Here is a 16,885-nt window from a genome sequence, read left to right on the forward strand (position 1 = left end):
AGTTACCGCATCGTCCGGAAGAATTTCCTGACATCGCGCACGAACAGCTCCGGCTGCTCGAAGGCGGCGAAATGGCCACCCTTCTCCATCTCGCTCCAATGCGTGATGTTGTGAAAGTTCGGTTCCATCCAGCTCCGCACCGGCGTGATGATTTCCTTGGGGAACGCGGCGACGCCGGTCGGCACCTTGACGACAGGCGTGGTGCGGCGCTTGCCAAAGCTCTCCCAGTAGAGTCGCGCCGAGGAGGTCGCCGTCTCCGTCACCCAATAAAGCATGACGTTGTCGAGCAGCTCGTCCTTGCTGAAGATGTTCTCAGGGTGCCCGTCGCAATCGGTCCAGGCCCAGAACTTTTCCAAAATCCAGGCCGCCTGCCCGCTCGGCGAATCCGTGAGGCCATAGCCGAGCGTCTGCGGGCGCGTCGATTGCTGCTTGGAATAGCCGGAGTCGAAATCGACGTAATGCTTGAGGCCGGCGAGTGCCCGCTTCTCCTCCGGCGTCGGCTCGCCCTCCATGCGCGGCGGCGAGTTGAAGGACAGCGTGATGTGAATGCCGGCGCAGTGCGCCCCATCCTGCGAACCGAGCGAGGCCGTCACCGCCGAGCCCCAATCGCCGCCTTGCGCGCCATAGCGCGCATAGCCCAGCCGCTCCATCAGCTTCGCCCAGGTCGCGGCGATGCGATCGACGCCCCAGCCGGTCGCCTTCGGCTTGGCGGAGAAGCCGAAGCCGGGCAGCGAAGGACAGATCACGTGAAACGCATCCGCAGGATTGCCGCCATGCGCGACGGGATCGGTGAGCGGCGCGATCACCTTCTGGAATTCGACGATCGAGCCCGGCCAGCCATGGGTGATGATCAGCGGCAGCGCGCTTGGTTCTTTCGAACGCGCATGAATAAAGTGGATGTCGAGCCCGTCGATCTCGGTGGTGAGCTGCGCGAAGCGGTTGAGCTTTGCCTCGCGGGCGCGCCAGTCATATTCGCTCGCCTAGTAGGCACAGACCTCCCGGATCCACTTCAGCGGTGCGCCCTGGCTCCAGTCGTCGACCAGCTCCGCCTCCGGCCAACGCGTGCGGGTGAGACGCGACTTGAGATCGGAGAGAATGTCGTCGCTGATGGCGATGCGGAACGGTTTGATGGCGCCGGTCATCGTGCCTCCCGATTTTTCTTGTCCAGAGAGTAGACCGGATCGCAGCCACGTCAAAGGTACCGATCCTCCCCTGGAGGGGGAGGATCGGTTCGCATGAAGCGAAGCGGCATGCGAACCGAGGTGGGGTGGCAGTCTTTCCGCGGAAGCGCTGCCCGAGTGGAGAGATCACCCCACCCCGCTCGCGCTTCGCGCGATCGACCCTCCCCTCCAGGGGAGGGTAAGCAGCTAGCCCGACAGCGCGGCCTTCACGAGGCCGCTCGCCTTGCCGAAGTCCATCTGCCCGGCATACTTCGCGCGCAGCACGGCGATCACCTTGCCCATGTCCTTCATGCCGGCGGCACCGGTCTCGCCGATCGCATCCGCGATCGCCTTTTTCACCTCGTCGTCGGCCATCTGCTTCGGCAGATACGCCGAGATCACCGCGATCTCCTCGCGCTCCTGCGCCGCGAGCTCGGCGCGGCCGCCCTTGTCGTAGAGCTCGACCGCCTCCTGGCGCTGCTTGATCATCTTCTGCAGCACACCGAGCAGATCGGCGTCCGACAGCGGCGGCTTGCCGTTGCCGCGAGCGTCGATGTCGGCGTTCTTGATGGTCGAGTTGACCATGCGCAGCGTGGACAGCTTGCGCTCGTCCTTGGCCTTCATGGCCTCCTTGACCGCATTGTTGATGTCGTCGCGCAACATGATCGTGATCCCTTCGAATATCTGACGCCTGATCTAGGCCGTTCGCGGCCCCTAGACAACCTCGGTTCCGAGCCATTCGGTCAGGGCCCGCACTGTCGCTTCGGGCTGCTCGGCTTGCGGCAAGTGCCCGCAGCGATCGAGGACTTTGAGCCTTGCGCCGGCGATGCCCGCGGCCATCTCCCTGGAGAGCGCGTTCGGGATGGTGTTGTCGGCATCGCCCGTCAACACAAGCGTCGGGCATTTGATGGCTGCAAGCGTCGGGTGCGAATCCACCCGTGCGATGATCGCGGTCTGCTGCCGCAGATAGCCCTCGACACCGACATCCTCGTCCTGCGCATGCACCAGCTTGAGAATATCGGCATCGTCGCGCCGCGACGGATGCACGAGCTCCGGAAAGCTCTCCTCGCGAAGCGCGCGGAGCTCGCCGCGCCGGGCGCGTTCCATCAAGCCGCGCCGGCGTGCGGTTGCCTTCGGCGTATCTGGCCGCGCCTGGGTATTGATCAGCGCGAGCTTTGACACCCGTTCGGGCGCCTGGCGCATGATCTCGAACGCGATGTAGCCGCCCATGGAATGGCCCGCGAGCGCGAAGCGCGGCGGGGCCTCGCTCAGCATGCGGGCGGCGATCGCCGCCATGCTGTCGTCGCGGATATGGTTGGCAACCATGACCGGGCCGAAACGCCACAGCGCCGGGATGACCGGAGCATAGATCCGGGCCGAGGAGGCCAGCCCCGGAACCAACAGAATCGGGGTGGTCTGGTCCATTATTGCCTCGCAAGCCCAGGAATTTGCCGGAAATTGTGCGGCCAAGCTTAGGAGCCCGAGACAGGCTGTCAAATATGCAAAAACGCATGTGAATCGGTGCATCTGCGCTTTGACGGGGGCGTCCGGCAGGCTTATGAAACGCGCTCATGACACAACATGACAACGATCCCGCTTGGCCGGACCATAAACCGACCGCGCTCCTCGTGCTTGCCGACGGCACGGTGCTTGAAGGCTTTGGTCTCGGCGCCGAAGGCCACGCCGTCGGTGAAGTCTGCTTCAACACCGCGATGACCGGCTATGAGGAGATCCTCACCGACCCCTCCTATGCCGGGCAGCTCATCACCTTCACCTTCCCGCATATCGGCAATGTCGGTACCAACGAGGAAGACATCGAGACGGTGAACATGGCCGCCACACCTGGCGCCCGCGGCGTGATCCTCCGCACCGCGATCACCGATCCCTCGAACTATCGAGCCACCAAGCATCTCGACCAGTGGCTAAAGGCGCGCGGCATCATCGGCCTCTCCGGCATCGACACCCGCGCACTGACCGCGCTGATCCGCTCAAAGGGCATGCCCAACGCCGTGATCGCGCACGCCAGGAACGGCGAGTTCGACCTGCATGGCCTCAAGGAAGAGGCGCGCGAATGGCCGGGCCTCGAGGGCATGGACCTCGTGCCGATGGTCACAAGCGGCCAGCGCTTCACCTGGGACGAGACGCCGTGGCTGTGGGACAAGGGCTTTGGCCGCCAGGACAAGGTGGAGTTCAACGTCGTCGCCATCGACTACGGCATCAAGCGCAACATCCTGCGCCTGCTCGCCGGCGTCGGCTGCAAGGTGACGGTGGTGCCGGCGACGACTTCGTCCGAAGACATTCTGGCGATGAAGCCGGACGGCGTGTTCCTGTCCAACGGTCCGGGCGATCCGGCCGCGACCGGCAAATATGCCGTGCCTGTGATCCGGGACGTCATCAAGTCCGGCACGCCGACCTTCGGCATTTGCCTCGGCCACCAGATGCTCGGCCTCGCCGTCGGCGCCAAGACGAAGAAGATGCATCAGGGCCATCACGGCGCCAATCACCCCGTGAAGGACGAGACCACCGGCAAGGTCGAGATCACCTCGATGAACCACGGCTTTGCGGTGGACGAGACCACGCTGCCGAAGGGCGCGACGCAGACCCACATCTCGCTGTTCGACGGCTCCAATTGCGGCATCCAACTCGACGGCAAGCCGGTGTTCTCGGTGCAGTACCACCCCGAGGCCTCACCAGGCCCGCGCGACTCACACTACCTGTTCCAGCGTTTTGCGGATCTGATGCGGCAGAAGAAGAGCGCGTAAGACGCGCGCTCTCATGCCCCGCTGAACCGGGCCTCGCGGCTCTCTGGGGTCCCGGCTCTGCGCCGCGGCGTTGCACGCTGCAGCGCGTCCGGGACAGGTGACCTGTTGAGGAACACCTCCACACGATAGAATGTTGTCCCGCTGTCTTTGCAGCCGGAGTCCCGCCATGTCCGTCGTCCGCGACAAGGCCGAGCCGCTCGCCATCGTGTTCGAGGATGACGGGCTCGTGCCGAACAACATCCTTCCGTTCCTGGTCTACCAGGCTGCGGTGAAGCTCGACCCGGAGCGGCCGGAAGAGACCATCGAGAACCTGTTCGAAGCGAATGGCTGGGGCGGGACGTGGCGGAACGGCGTCTACGATTATCTGCATTACCACGCGACGGTGCATGAGGTGCTCGGCGTCGCGCGCGGCAGTGCCCGCGTCCGCTTCGGCGGCGACCATGGCCAGGAGCTCGAGATCAAGGCGGGTGATGTCGCGATCCTGCCCGCCGGCACCGGCCATCAACGCATCAGGGCGAGCGAGGATTTCTGCGTGATCGGCGCCTATCCGCCGGGCAGCAAGATGGAGATCGCGCGGCCAACGCCGGAGAGCCACGCGAAAGCGTTGAAGACGATTCCGAACGTCGCGATGCCGCCGGCCGATCCCGTGACGGGTACGGATGGGGCGTTGATGCGGCTGTGGCGGTAGCCACAACGGCGGCGCCGTAGGGTGGGCAAAGCGAAGCGTGCCCACCAATCTATTCAAGCCGAAAGGAAAGATAGTGGGCACGGCGCGCAAGAGCGCGCCTTTGCCCACCCCACGGCACCGTGCCCTACGCCTCGTTGCCACCCTCCTGCCGCGTGGCCTCGAACAGGAACCACGTCCGGCGCTCGGTCTCGTCGATGAACACTTCCAAAATGCTGGCGCTGGCGACATCGCCGGCGTCGTCGCAGACCTCGTGCGCTTTGCGCATCGCAGCCGCGACGTGCTTGTTGTCCTGCATCAGCTCGCGCAGCATCTCGCGCGGCGGGACGTAGTCCTCGTTGTTGTCCTTGATGGTCTGGAGCTTTGCGACCTGGCCGATCGACTTCAGCGTGGTGCCGCCGATCTTGCGGACGCGCTCGGCGAGCTGGTCGGTGGTGGCGAAGATCTGGTCGGACTGCTCGTCGAGCAGCAGATGATAGTCGCGGAAATGCCGGCCGCTGATGTGCCAGTGAAAATTCTTGGTCTTCAGATACAGCGCGAAGGCGTCGGCCAGAAGTACGTTGAGCGCCTCCGAAACCTTCTTGACCCCGTCGGGCGACAGGTCGGTGGGGGTATCGAGATCGGGCGAGACCTTGTTGTTGGTTTTGCTCACGGGAAGCCTTCCTGTTAGGACGCGGACATTGACGGCGCGCCGTCGCACCCCTAACGCAAGGCGGGCAGCGCCGGTTCCTTGACGGGAACCGTTTGGCCGGGACCATCGAATACCATGGACGATTGGATCGATTATTACGACTCGACGCATACGATCTATGTCAGCAAGCTGCATCGCGACTTGCACTTCCAGATCATCGCGCGGGACATCATCGGCTATATCCCCTCGCCGGACGCGACGGTGCTGGACTATGCCTGCGGCGAGGCGCTCTCGGCGACCCAGGTGGCCGCTAGCTGCGGCAAGCTGATCCTCGCCGAGCCCGCGCCGGGCGTGCGCGGCCGGCTGATCGCGCGGTTTGCCCCGAACACCAAGATCCGTGTCCGCTCGCTCGACGATGTCCGGAAGATGCAGGACCAGTCGATCGACCTCGTCGTGATGAACTCGGTCGCGCAATACATGGCGCCGGACGAGCTCGATGCCGCGCTCCTCACCATCCGCCGTATCCTGAAGCCCTCCGGCAAGCTGGTGCTGGGGGACATCCTCCAGCCCAATGTCGGCATGTTCAGGGACGTCATGGCGCTGCTCGGCTTTGGCCTGCGCCACGGTTTCCTGAAAGACGCGCTGATCGGGCTGATCAGCACCGCGCTGTCCGACTACCGTCATCTGCGCACGCGTATCGGGCTCCAGCGCTACAGCGAGGAGGAAATCACCGCCAAGCTGAGAGCGGCCGGGTTCGCGGTCCAGCGCGCCCACGCCAATATCGGCCACAATCGCTGGCGCATGACCTTCATCGCGCGGCCGCCTCTGGTTCGTTAAGCATAACAATTAGCCGTTGTAGCTTGTCGCACTGCAATCGGTAATGATCGCCTCGGCCCGGTGGCGGAAGCGTCTACGCGAGGGCGGTGCAACGCTCTACATCCTGGTTCAAATCCAGGCCGGGTCTCCAGCCTTCGCTGCTTACGCAGCTTCGGCTCGGCAAGCCTTTTCGTGGCGAACGCTGCCGCGGCGAAGCCCGAAGGGCGAAGCCGGGCGTGGCGCAGCCATCCGCAGGGTCGAAGCGTGTCCGGCGTAGCTGGAGCGCAGCGGAAGCGAAGACGGACTGCCCCGCCCCAACCTCAATCTGCCGCAACCACTTCACCCTCCGGCAGCAACTGAAGCCGCTCGGCGTCCTTGGCCGCGGATTTGATCACCGCATCGAGCAGGCCGGGAAAACGCGCGTCCAGATCCTCGCGGCGCAGCCGCATGAAGCGGTTGGTGCCGGCCACGCGCGTCTGCATCAGGCCGCATTCGCGCAGCTTGGCGAAGTGATAGGCGAGGTTGGACTTGCCCGCGAGCCCGTTGAAGTCGCCGCAGCAGAGCTCGCTGCTGACACCTTCCTGCTGGGCAAGCTGATAGACGATGGCGAGCCGGATCGGATCGCTCAGGCAATCCAGCACCATCGGCAACTCGATCTGCTCGGGGGTCGGGTGGAGAGGTGTGCGGCTCATGATCCGGGAATCATAGCGAAGCGGCCACAATGTTCAATAGTTCTTGAACCAATTGACATCCATATCCTCACATTCAATAGTTCGATAAACGTTGAACATAGGGATCTCGTCCAATGAGCGTATTCTGGCTGGCCTTGGCGGCCTTTGCGATCGGCATCAAAGGCTTTGTAATCGCAGGCCTTTTGCCCGGCATCGCCGCCGATTTGCAGATTTCGGTCTCCGCCGCCGGCCAATTGGTCACGGCTTACGCCCTCACCTACGCCGTGGGCTCCCCGATCCTGGCCGTCGCGCTGAACAATATCGACCGCCGCACCGTGCTCGCCCTGGCGCTGGCGACCTTCATCGCCGGAAATCTCGCCGCGATGGTGGCTTCCAGCTACGCCCTGCTGCTGGCCTCGCGGATGCTGATGGCGCTGGGCTCCGGGCTTTGCATGCCGACGGCGCTCGCAGTGTCCGTGGCGGTCGCCTCGCCGGAACGGCGCGGCCGAGCGGTGGCGCTGGTCACGTCGGGCCTGACGGTCGCGACCGTCATTGGCGTTCCCCTCGGCAATCTCGTCGGCAGCCTGCTCGGCTGGCGCGCGACCTTTGCCATGGTCGCTATGATCGGCACCGTCGCGCTTGCCGGGCTGCTGCTCGGCCTGCCCCGCGGCCTGCCGCGCAACACCGCCTCGCTCGGCGAACGGCTGGCCGTGGCGCGTCACAGCAATGTCCTGGTCGCGCTTGTGATCACCATCCTATGGGCGCTCGGGGGCTTCACCGTGTTCACCTATTTCGCGATTCCGCTGCGCGGCCTCGGCTTCGATGCGCAGCAAATCAGCCTTGCGTTGCTGGTGTTTGGCGGCGCGGCCGCGATCGGGAACATGTTCGGCGGCTTACTTGCCGACCGGCTCGGTACGCTCGCCACCGTGGGCCTCGGGCTCGCCGGCATGGCAGCAGCGCTGATCCTGCACTCGGTGGTCCTGAAGCTGATGCCGGGCCAGGCGCACTATGCGGTGCTGGGCGCGATCTTCCTCTGGGGCATCTCGGGCTGGGCATTCTACCCGGCCCAGGTCGCCAGCATCATCCGGATCGAGCCGCAGGCCTCGATGATTGCGCTCTCGCTCAACGCCTCCGCCATGCATCTCGGCTTCGCCATCGGCGGGGCATTGGGCGGGGCGGTGCTGGCCACCCTCTCGCCGACCGACCTCGGCTGGATCGGCGGAACGAGCGTTGCGGCCTCACTTCTGGTGCATCTCGCCCGTGGCTGGCAGGCCAGGCCAAAACCCGTCAAAATTGCCGGTTGATGGGCGTTTTTCGGGGTTTCGCCGCTCCGGAATCTGGTCTAAGACCCACCCGCGCGCGAGGGAGACCACCGCGCGCGCGCATGATCCGCCAAAGTGTAGGCGGTTTGGCGTCAAGATCATGCGCCTCTTAATAAGAGTAGAAGCGCGATCGGACGCAAAACCGGTGGCCACTTTTGCTGATCGCGCTTCGGCCAAAGGGACGCGCAGGAGCGCGCCCTTTTTTTGTGCCTAAATTCCAGTCCGGCGAGAGTTGATGCCCAAACGTACAGACATCACCACCATCCTGATCATCGGCGCCGGTCCCATCGTGATCGGCCAGGCCTGCGAGTTCGACTATTCGGGCACCCAGGCGGTGAAGACGCTGAAGGAAGAGGGCTATCGCATCGTCCTCGTCAATTCCAACCCGGCCACCATCATGACCGACCCGGAATTGGCCGATGCGACCTATATCGAGCCGATCACGCCCGAGATCGTCGCCAAGATCATCGAGAAGGAACGTCACGTCATCCCCGGCGGCTTCGCGCTGCTGCCGACCATGGGCGGACAGACCGCGCTGAACTGCGCGCTGTCGCTGCGCCGCCAGGGCACGCTCGACAAGTTCGACGTCGAAATGATCGGCGCGACCGCGGATGCGATCGACAAGGCGGAAGACCGCCAGCTGTTCCGCGAGGCCATGACCAAGATCGGGCTCGAGACGCCGAAGTCGCGGCTCGCCAACGCCTCGGCGCTGAAGAAATCGTTCCGCGACAAATATCAGGCCGAGCGCGAAAAACTCTCCGGCGCCGCGCTCGAAGAGCATGAGCGGCAGTGGACGCTGGGCGAGAGCGAGCGCCGCAAGCGCTACCAGGAATACGCCTTCGGCCAGGCCATGATGGCGCTGTCCGAGATCGGCCTGCCCGCGATCATCCGCCCCTCCTTCACCATGGGCGGCACCGGCGGCGGCATTGCCTACAACAAGGAAGAGTTCCTCGACATCATCGAGCGCGGCCTGGATGCGTCTCCGACCAACGAAGTGCTGATCGAAGAATCCGTGCTCGGCTGGAAAGAGTACGAGATGGAGGTGGTGCGCGACAAGAAGGACAATTGCATCATCGTCTGCTCGATCGAGAACCTCGATCCGATGGGCGTGCACACCGGCGATTCCATCACGGTGGCGCCGGCGCTGACGCTGACCGACAAGGAATACCAGATCATGCGCGACGCCTCGCTGGCGGTGCTGCGCGAGATCGGCGTCGAGACCGGCGGCTCCAACGTGCAGTTCGGCGTCAATCCCGAGGACGGCCGCATGGTCGTCATCGAGATGAACCCGCGCGTGTCGCGTTCGTCCGCTCTGGCTTCGAAGGCCACCGGCTTCCCGATCGCGAAGGTCGCGGCCAAGCTTGCGGTCGGCTACACGCTCGACGAGATCGCCAACGACATCACCGGCGGCGCCACGCCGGCCTCGTTCGAGCCGACCATCGACTACGTCGTCACCAAGGTGCCGCGCTTCGCCTTCGAGAAATTCCCCGGCGCCTCCACCACGCTGACCACGTCGATGAAGTCGGTCGGCGAAGTCATGGCGATCGGCCGCACCTTCCAGGAAAGCCTGCAGAAGGCGCTGCGCGGGCTCGAGACCGGACTGACCGGCCTCGACGAGATCGAGATCGAGGGTCTCGGCCGCGACGACGACAAGAACGCGATCCGGGCCGCGCTCGGCACGCCGACGCCGAACCGGCTGCTCCAGGTCGCCCAGGCGATGCGGCTCGGCTGGTCGAACGAGGAGATCTTCAACTCCTGCAAGATCGATCCGTGGTTCCTCAGCGAGATGCGCGGCATCGTCGACATGGAGGAGAAGGTCCGCAAGAACGGCCTGCCGGGCAATGCCTTCGGCATGCGCACGCTGAAGGCCATGGGCTTCTCCGATGCGCGGCTCGCGGTGCTCGCCGAGACGACGGAAGCCGAGGTCACCGCGAAGCGCCACGCGCTCGGCGTTCGTCCGGTGTACAAGCGCATCGACACCTGCGCGGCCGAATTCGCCTCGCCGACCGCCTATATGTATTCGACCTATGAGGCGCTGTTCGCGGGCGCACCGGCGGACGAGAGCACGCCGTCCGACAAGAAGAAGGTCATCATTCTAGGCGGCGGACCGAACCGTATCGGCCAGGGCATCGAATTCGACTATTGCTGCTGTCACGCCTGCTTCGCGCTGCATGATGCCGGCTATGAATCCATCATGGTCAACTGCAACCCGGAAACCGTGTCGACCGACTACGACACCGCCGACCGGCTGTATTTCGAGCCGCTCACTGCCGAGGACGTGCTGGAGATCATCGCCAAGGAGCGCACCAACGGCACGCTGCACGGCGTGATCGTGCAGTTCGGCGGCCAGACGCCGCTGAAGCTCGCGCGCGCGCTGGAAGCCGCCGAAGTGCCGATCCTCGGCACCTCGCCTGATGCCATCGACCTTGCCGAGGACCGCGACCGCTTCAAGCGCGTGCTCGACAAGCTGCGTCTCAAGCAGCCCAAGAACGGCATCGCCTATTCGGTCGAGCAGGCAAGGCTCGTCTCTGCCGATCTCGGCCTGCCGCTGGTGGTGCGCCCGTCCTACGTGCTCGGCGGCCGTGCGATGCAGATCATCCGCGAGGAGAACCAGCTCAACGACTATCTGCTCGGCACGCTGCCGGAGCTGGTGCCGGCCGACGTCAAGGCGCGCTATCCGAACGACAAGACCGGGCAGATCAACACCGTGCTCGGCAAGAACCCGCTGCTGTTCGATCGTTATCTCTCGGACGCAACCGAGATCGACGTCGACTGCCTCTGCGACGGCAAGGACACCTTCATTGTCGGCATCATGGAGCACATCGAGGAAGCCGGCATCCATTCCGGCGACAGCGCCTGCTCCCTGCCGGCGCATTCGCTCGAGCCTGAGATGATCGAGGAGCTGGAGCGGCAGACCCGCGAGCTCGCGCTCGGCCTCGACGTCGTCGGCCTGATGAACGTGCAATACGCCGTCAAGGACGGCGAGATCTACGTGCTCGAGGTCAATCCGCGTGCCTCGCGCACCGTGCCGTTCGTCGCCAAGGTGGTCGGCACGCCGGTCGCGAAGATCGCCGCGCGCATCATGGCCGGCGAGAAGCTTGCCGATTTCAAGCTGAAGAAGGCAAAGCTCAAGCACGTCGGCGTCAAGGAGTCGGTATTCCCGTTCGCGCGCTTCCCCGGCGTCGACACGGTGCTCGGCCCCGAGATGCGCTCGACCGGCGAGGTCATGGGCATCGACCGCAATTTCGAGGTCGCCTTCGCCAAGAGCCAACTCGGCGGCGGCACGAGAGTACCGCGCAAGGGCACGGTGTTCGTCTCGGTGCGCGAGAGCGACAAGACGCGCATCGCCGATGCGGTCCGCGAACTGCATTCGCTCGGCTTCAAGGTGCTGGCGACCTCGGGCACCCAGCGCTTCCTGACCGATCAGGGCATCCCGACCGAGAAGGTGAACAAGGTGCTGGAGGGTCGGCCGCACATCGTCGACGCCATCACCAATGGCGACGTCCAGCTCGTCTTCAATACCACCGAAGGCCCGCAGGCGCTCGCCGACAGCCGTTCGCTGCGGCGCGCGGCCCTCTTGCATAAAGTGCCGTATTACACCACTCTTTCCGGGGCCGTGGCGGCCGCGCAGGGCATCCGCGCCTATCTCGGCGGGGACCTTGAGGTTCGTACCCTGCAGAGCTACTTTTCGGAAACCTGATCGCGAGCGGGAGGCCGAGCCTTAAGGGTTAGGCCTCCGCTAAGTGATTGGCAATGAAGCCACAATGGCCGGAGGAACTGTCCGGCCATGGTGGTTGTTCTGTTCCGGCGCCAGCCCACATAACGTTCCGGTGGCCGCGTGTTCAGCGCCGGGAATACCGACGAATCAAGGTTTCTGCGCCCGCTGTTGTGGGGGCGCGTAACCGAAGAACGAGAGAAGAGATGGAAAAGGTTCCGATGACAGCGAGCGGCTTTGCCGCGCTCGGGGAAGAATTGAAGAAGCGCCAGTCCGAGGACCGTCCGCGCATCATCGAGCATATCGCGGAGGCGCGCTCGCACGGAGACCTGTCGGAGAACGCGGAATATCATGCCGCGAAGGAAGAGCAGTCCCACAATGAAGGCCGCATCGCCGAGCTCGAGGACAAGCTCGCGCGCGCCGACATCATCGACATCTCGAAACTGTCCGGCGACACCATCAAGTTCGGCGCCACCGTGACCTTGGTCGACGAGGACACCGAGAAGAAGACGGTGTGGCAGATCGTCGGCGAGGTCGAGGCCGACGCCAAGAAGGGCCGCATCTCCATCACCTCGCCGCTCGCCCGCGCGCTGATCGGCAAGAAGAAAGGTTCGACCGTCGAGGTCAACGCACCCGGCGGCGCCAAGGCGTATGAAATTACCAAGGTGGAATGGCGGTAAGGATTTGCCGCTGCACCGAGACGTTTCAAAAGGCCGCGCGATGCGCGGCCTTTTTGTTTCGGGGTGTCTTTATTTCAGCGCATCGCTTGCGTGAGTGGAGAAACGCATTCTCTCCGCCCGTCATTGCGAGCGCAGCGAAGCAATCCAGGCTGCCGCCGCGGAAAGACTTTGGATTGCTTCGTCGCAAGAGCTCCTCCTCGCAATGACGGTGTTGATGCAGCGAACCTAATTCCATCACCGTCACCCTGAGGTGCTCGCCTCTTCGGCGAGCCTCGAAGGGCGATGGCCCAACTGTTGCCGCGCGCTGCTGCATCTTGGCCGCGCATCCTTCGGGCTCCCCATCGGGCGCGTTGCGCCCGATGCCTCGCGCCTCAGGATGACGGGATTGGCAGGACTCTAGAGCGGCTACCTCCGCCCCTTCACGTCCAGCGGCACGGCCGCCTCATACTTCGAATTGTGCAGCACCAATGACGTTCGCACGTTCCGCACGTGGGGCGCGGCGGTCAGATGGGTGACGAAATCCTGGAAGGTCGCCATGTCGGGGGCGACGCATTTGAGGATGAAATCGACCTCGCCCGACAACATCCAGCATTCCCGCACCAGGGGCTCGGCGCGGACGAACTCCTCGAAGGCGCGCAAATCCGCCTCGGCCTGACTGGACAGGTGCACGGCGGCGAAGACGGTGACGTCGAAGCCGAGCTTGCGGGCATCGAGCAGGCCGCGATAGCCGTGGATGTAGCCCTCCTCCTCCAGCGCCCGGACGCGGCGCAGGCAGGGCGGCGGCGAGATGCCGACCCGCTTGGCCAGCTCAACATTCGTGATTCGACCGTCGGCCTGAATCTCGGACAGAATTTTCAGGTCGATGTCGTCTAGGTTCCGCGACACTTGGAACTCCTGGCCTTTGCGGCTTGATTGGTGGGTTTGCCGCAATCCTCATAGCCCAGTCCGCACGACTAGCGCAATTTTATTGCGCGTGCACCGCAATCGACTTTTGTTCCTTGTTGGAAAAATCCGCCGAGAGGGAATGCAATTCTTGCATAGCTCACCAGAACGCTTAGATTAGCTCTGATATTTCAGCGCCTCCGCGACGCCTCCCGGCATGTTCCGCGCCCGCGCTGCAAATCCCCCGTGAAAGGCGTCCATCGAAATGTCCGCTCCTGTTCATGCAAAGGTCGTCATTATCGGCTCCGGCCCCGCCGGTTACACGGCGGCGATCTACGCCGCGCGCGCGATGCTCGAGCCGATCCTGATCCAAGGCATCCAGCCGGGCGGCCAGCTCACCATCACCACCGACGTCGAGAACTATCCCGGCTTCGCCGATGTGATCCAGGGCCCCTGGCTGATGGAGCAGATGGAGAAGCAGGCGGTCCATGTCGGCACCAAGATCGTCACGGACCTGGTCATTAAGCTGGAAACTTCGCATCGGCCGTTCCGCCTCACCTGCGACTCGGGCGATGTCTATCTCGCTGACTCTGTGATCCTCGCCACCGGCGCGCAGGCGCGCTGGCTCGGGTTGCCGTCCGAAGTAAAGTTCCAGGGCGGCGGCGTATCGGCCTGCGCCACCTGCGACGGCTTCTTCTACCGCAACAAGGAGGTCGTGGTGGTCGGCGGCGGCAATACCGCGGTCGAGGAGGCCCTGTACCTCACCAACCATGCCTCGCAGGTCACCATCGTGCATCGCCGCGACCATTTCCGCGCCGAGCGTATCCTGCAGGAGCGCCTGTTCAAGCACCCGAAGATCAAGGTGATCTGGGACAGCGCCGTTGACGAGATCTGCGGCACCGAGAACCCCAACAAGGTCACCCATGTCCGCCTCAAGAACGTCAAGACCGGCGCGCTGACGGACGTGAAGACCGACGGCATCTTCATCGCCATCGGCCACGCACCGGCGACCGAGCTCGTCAAAGACCAGATCAAGCTCAAACCGTCGGGCTATGTCGAGGTCGCCCCGAACTCGACCGCGACATCGGTGCCCGGCCTGTTCGCCGCCGGCGACGTCGCCGACGAAACCTATCGCCAGGCCGTCACGGCCGCCGGCCTCGGCTGCATGGCAGCTCTCGAAGCCGAACGTTTCTTGGCCCTGCGCGCCAGCGAGCGCGCGGCAGCGGAATAAAGATCATGCCCCGAACACGCGACGGATTTACGGATATGGACTGGGACAAGCTGAAGGTGTTTCACGCGGCGGCGGAAGCGGGCAGCTTCACGCATGCGGGCGAGCAGCTCGGCCTGTCGCAATCGGCGGTGTCGCGCCAGGTCTCGGCGCTGGAGCAGGAGCTTTCAGTCTCGCTGTTCCACCGCCATGCCCGCGGCCTGATCCTCACCGAGCAGGGCGATTTGCTGTTCCGCACCGCGCATGACGTGTTCATGCAGCTCCAGGCGGCGCGCGCCAAGCTGACCGACAGCCGCGAGCGGCCGAGCGGCGACCTCAAGATCACCACCACGCCCGGCGTCGGCATCAACTGGCTGATCCCGCGGCTCGGCGAGTTCACCGCGCTCTATCCGGAAATCCGGATCTCCCTGATCGTCACCGACGAGGAGCTCGACCTGTCGATGCGCGAGGCCGACGTCGCGATCCGCACCCGCAAGCCGACGCAGCCGGATCTCATCCAGCGCAAGCTGTTCGCGATGGGCTTCCACGCCTATTGCTCGCCGGAATACATCAAGCGCTTCGGCACGCCGCGCACGCTGGAGGAGCTCGACTCCCACCGCATCATCACGCTCTCGGACGGCAACTTCGCGCCGCATCTGCAGAACCGCAACTGGCTGGTCGAAGCGGGCCGCAACGGCTCGGGTCCGCGCGAAGCCTATTTCAGGGTCAACAACATCCTCGGTCTCGTGCGCGCCTGTCAGCAGGGCCTCGGCATCGCGGCGCTGCCCGACTACCTCGTCGAGGAACAGAGCAAACTCGTGCAGCTGTTCGGCGAGTCGGATTCGATCCAGCTCGATACGTATTTTGTCTATCCCGAAGAGTTGAAGACGGTCGCGCGCGTGCAGGTGTTCCGCGACTTCGTGGTGAGCAAGGCGCAGCGCTGGCCGTCCTGATTTCCGCATGACTGACATGCGGCCTCGGCTGTTGCTGCATGGCGCTCGTCAAGCTCATACTGTTTGCACGCTGAGCCTTCGCGTTGCGCATTTGTCCCCCTCCTCCAGTGGCGCGGGAGTTCAGTAATCCCTCTTGGAAGGTGATTGTGTCGGCCTCACGTGGCCAATACCTTAAGCCGGGCTCGTTCGAGCCCGGCTTTTTTTCGGTCAAATCGGCCTTCGCCCTCCGCGTGTATTGACAGTTCCAGGCATACCCCGCATCATTTGCAGATGATCACGAAGTCGTGCGCAATCTCGTCGAAGGCGATCGCCTCGAAAAAAGGCCCCCATCCGGGGACCTCGGAGTTTTGCGCGCGCTAGACCGGCTTCGTCATCGCTGCAATCCCGAAAACCCCGCCGCCTGGACGGGGTTTTTTCATGTGCCCTCCGTCTCAGGTTTCCCGAGAAGGAGATGGAAACATGACCGGACTTGAAGATCATTTGCACGGGCTGTGGCTGCCGCTGGTGACGCCGTTTCAGGGCGGCGCGCTCGACGAGCGATCGCTGCGGCGGCTGACGCGACATTACAGCGCGCAAGGCATCGACGGATTCATCCTGGGGGCGACCTCGGGTGAAGGCATGACGTTGCGCGAGGCCGAGCTCGAACGTCTCGTCGCCATCGTGCGCGACGAGATGGCGGCGAGCCGGCGCACCCTGCCGATCTGCCTCGGGCTGTCGGGCGCGGACACCTCGCGGCTGAAGGACCGTCTCGACGAGACCGCGGACTGGCCGATCGACGGTTATCTGATCGCAAGCCCTTATTATGTGCGCCCCTCGCAGCGCGGCCTCTTGGCGCATTTCGAGACGCTCGCCGATCACGCCGCTTGGCCGCTTGCGCTCTACAACATTCCCTATCGCACCTCGGTGAACATCACCAACCAGACCATGCTGCGGCTCGCCGAGCATCCCAACATCATAGGCTTGAAGGATTGCGGCGCGAGCCGCGAGCAATCGATCGCGCTCTTGCGCGACCGGCCGAAGGAGTTTCGCGTGCTCACGGGCGAGGACGCGAACTTTTTCGAGGCGCTCAGCGACGGCGCCGACGGCGGCATCGTGCTCTCCGCTCATGTCGAGACCGCGACGTTCGCGGCGGTGTATGCGGAAGCGAAGCGCGGCAACCATGACGCGGCGCAGGCGCGCTGGCACGAGGTCGCCGATCTGACGCGGCTGCTGTTCACCGAGCCGAGCCCGGCGCCGGCAAAGTACTGGCTGTGGCGATGCGGCCTGATCGACAGCCCAGAAGTGCGCCTGCCAATGGTGGAAGTGAGCAGCGAGCTCGCGGCCGCGATCGATCGCGAGATCGAGCGACGGACGAAGGTGGCGGCGTAGTTTCTCGTTCACCCTCCCCTGGAGGGGGAGGGT

Annotated in this window: 14 protein-coding genes, 1 tRNA gene and 1 pseudogene; 10 read left to right on the plus strand and 6 right to left on the minus strand. The window is 64.3% G+C overall.

The features are described from left to right. Positions 1–2: 2 nt before the first annotated feature. The 3 genes and pseudogenes from GGD61_RS05515 to GGD61_RS05525 form a co-directional block, all read right to left on the minus strand. Positions 3–1,142: pseudogene (locus GGD61_RS05515) on the minus strand (epoxide hydrolase family protein). A gap of 225 nt (positions 1,143–1,367) precedes the next feature. Beyond that, positions 1,368–1,823: a GatB/YqeY domain-containing protein gene (locus GGD61_RS05520; protein ID WP_018318249.1), complete on the minus strand. Its 456-nt coding sequence runs from the start codon at positions 1,821–1,823 to the stop codon at positions 1,368–1,370. 51 nt (positions 1,824–1,874) lie between these two features. After that, positions 1,875–2,585: an alpha/beta fold hydrolase gene (locus GGD61_RS05525; RefSeq protein ID WP_092260612.1), complete on the minus strand. Its 711-nt coding sequence runs from the start codon at positions 2,583–2,585 to the stop codon at positions 1,875–1,877. Between the two features lie 146 nt (positions 2,586–2,731). On the opposite strand from GGD61_RS05525, the gene carA reads away from it, so the two are divergent. Further along, positions 2,732–3,922, plus strand: coding sequence for a glutamine-hydrolyzing carbamoyl-phosphate synthase small subunit (gene carA / locus GGD61_RS05530; RefSeq protein ID WP_018318250.1), 1,191 nt, complete (start codon positions 2,732–2,734; stop codon positions 3,920–3,922). A 166-nt stretch (positions 3,923–4,088) separates the two neighbouring features. Next, positions 4,089–4,610, plus strand: coding sequence for a hypothetical protein (locus GGD61_RS05535; protein WP_092260610.1), 522 nt, complete (start codon positions 4,089–4,091; stop codon positions 4,608–4,610). Between the two features lie 124 nt (positions 4,611–4,734). On the opposite strand, the gene GGD61_RS05540 is transcribed toward GGD61_RS05535, so the two are convergent. Next, positions 4,735–5,259: a Dps family protein gene (locus tag GGD61_RS05540; RefSeq protein WP_018318252.1), complete on the minus strand. Its 525-nt coding sequence runs from the start codon at positions 5,257–5,259 to the stop codon at positions 4,735–4,737. Positions 5,260–5,373: 114 nt separating this feature from the next. Between GGD61_RS05540 and GGD61_RS05545 the strand changes: the two genes are divergently transcribed. Both GGD61_RS05545 and GGD61_RS05550 read left to right on the plus strand, forming a co-directional pair. After that, complete coding sequence (locus tag GGD61_RS05545; protein ID WP_092260608.1) at positions 5,374–6,075, plus strand: class I SAM-dependent methyltransferase; 702 nt, start codon at positions 5,374–5,376, stop codon at positions 6,073–6,075. Between the two features lie 54 nt (positions 6,076–6,129). Then, positions 6,130–6,205, plus strand: a tRNA-OTHER gene (locus tag GGD61_RS05550). Between the two features lie 169 nt (positions 6,206–6,374). Here the strand turns inward: GGD61_RS05550 and GGD61_RS05555 are convergent. Then, positions 6,375–6,746: a helix-turn-helix transcriptional regulator gene (locus tag GGD61_RS05555; protein WP_092260814.1), complete on the minus strand. Its 372-nt coding sequence runs from the start codon at positions 6,744–6,746 to the stop codon at positions 6,375–6,377. A gap of 113 nt (positions 6,747–6,859) precedes the next feature. Here GGD61_RS05555 and GGD61_RS05560 point away from each other — a divergent pair, with 113 nt between their 5' ends. The 3 genes from GGD61_RS05560 to greA all read left to right on the plus strand — a co-directional run bounded on the left by GGD61_RS05560 (position 6,860) and on the right by greA (position 12,442). Next, positions 6,860–8,029: an MFS transporter gene (locus GGD61_RS05560; RefSeq protein ID WP_183230417.1), complete on the plus strand. Its 1,170-nt coding sequence runs from the start codon at positions 6,860–6,862 to the stop codon at positions 8,027–8,029. A 253-nt stretch (positions 8,030–8,282) separates the two neighbouring features. Continuing rightward, complete coding sequence (gene carB, locus GGD61_RS05565; protein WP_092260603.1) at positions 8,283–11,747, plus strand: carbamoyl-phosphate synthase large subunit; 3,465 nt, start codon at positions 8,283–8,285, stop codon at positions 11,745–11,747. Positions 11,748–11,968: 221 nt separating this feature from the next. Beyond that, positions 11,969–12,442, plus strand: coding sequence for a transcription elongation factor GreA (gene greA, locus GGD61_RS05570; protein WP_018318257.1), 474 nt, complete (start codon positions 11,969–11,971; stop codon positions 12,440–12,442). A 405-nt stretch (positions 12,443–12,847) separates the two neighbouring features. On the opposite strand, the gene GGD61_RS05575 is transcribed toward greA, so the two are convergent. Further along, positions 12,848–13,327, minus strand: coding sequence for an Lrp/AsnC family transcriptional regulator (locus GGD61_RS05575; protein ID WP_026201989.1), 480 nt, complete (start codon positions 13,325–13,327; stop codon positions 12,848–12,850). A gap of 262 nt (positions 13,328–13,589) precedes the next feature. Here GGD61_RS05575 and trxB point away from each other — a divergent pair, with 262 nt between their 5' ends. The 3 genes from trxB (at position 13,590) to GGD61_RS05590 (ending at position 16,852) form a co-directional block, all read left to right on the plus strand. After that, entirely contained in the window at positions 13,590–14,555 is a 966-nt protein-coding gene (gene trxB, locus GGD61_RS05580) for a thioredoxin-disulfide reductase (RefSeq protein WP_018318258.1), read from the plus strand. A gap of 5 nt (positions 14,556–14,560) precedes the next feature. Next, positions 14,561–15,484 (plus strand): LysR family transcriptional regulator, encoded by a 924-nt coding sequence (locus tag GGD61_RS05585; RefSeq protein WP_026201990.1) that lies wholly within the window; start codon positions 14,561–14,563, stop codon positions 15,482–15,484. Between the two features lie 459 nt (positions 15,485–15,943). Continuing rightward, positions 15,944–16,852 carry a 4-hydroxy-tetrahydrodipicolinate synthase gene (locus GGD61_RS05590; RefSeq protein ID WP_092260598.1) on the plus strand — a complete coding sequence of 303 codons (909 nt, stop codon included), beginning with the start codon at positions 15,944–15,946 and terminating at the stop codon, positions 16,850–16,852. Positions 16,853–16,885: the final 33 nt, after the last annotated feature.

The sequence above is a fragment of the Bradyrhizobium sp. SBR1B genome, assembly GCF_014198205.1.
Classification (GTDB): Bacteria; Pseudomonadota; Alphaproteobacteria; order Rhizobiales; family Xanthobacteraceae; genus Bradyrhizobium.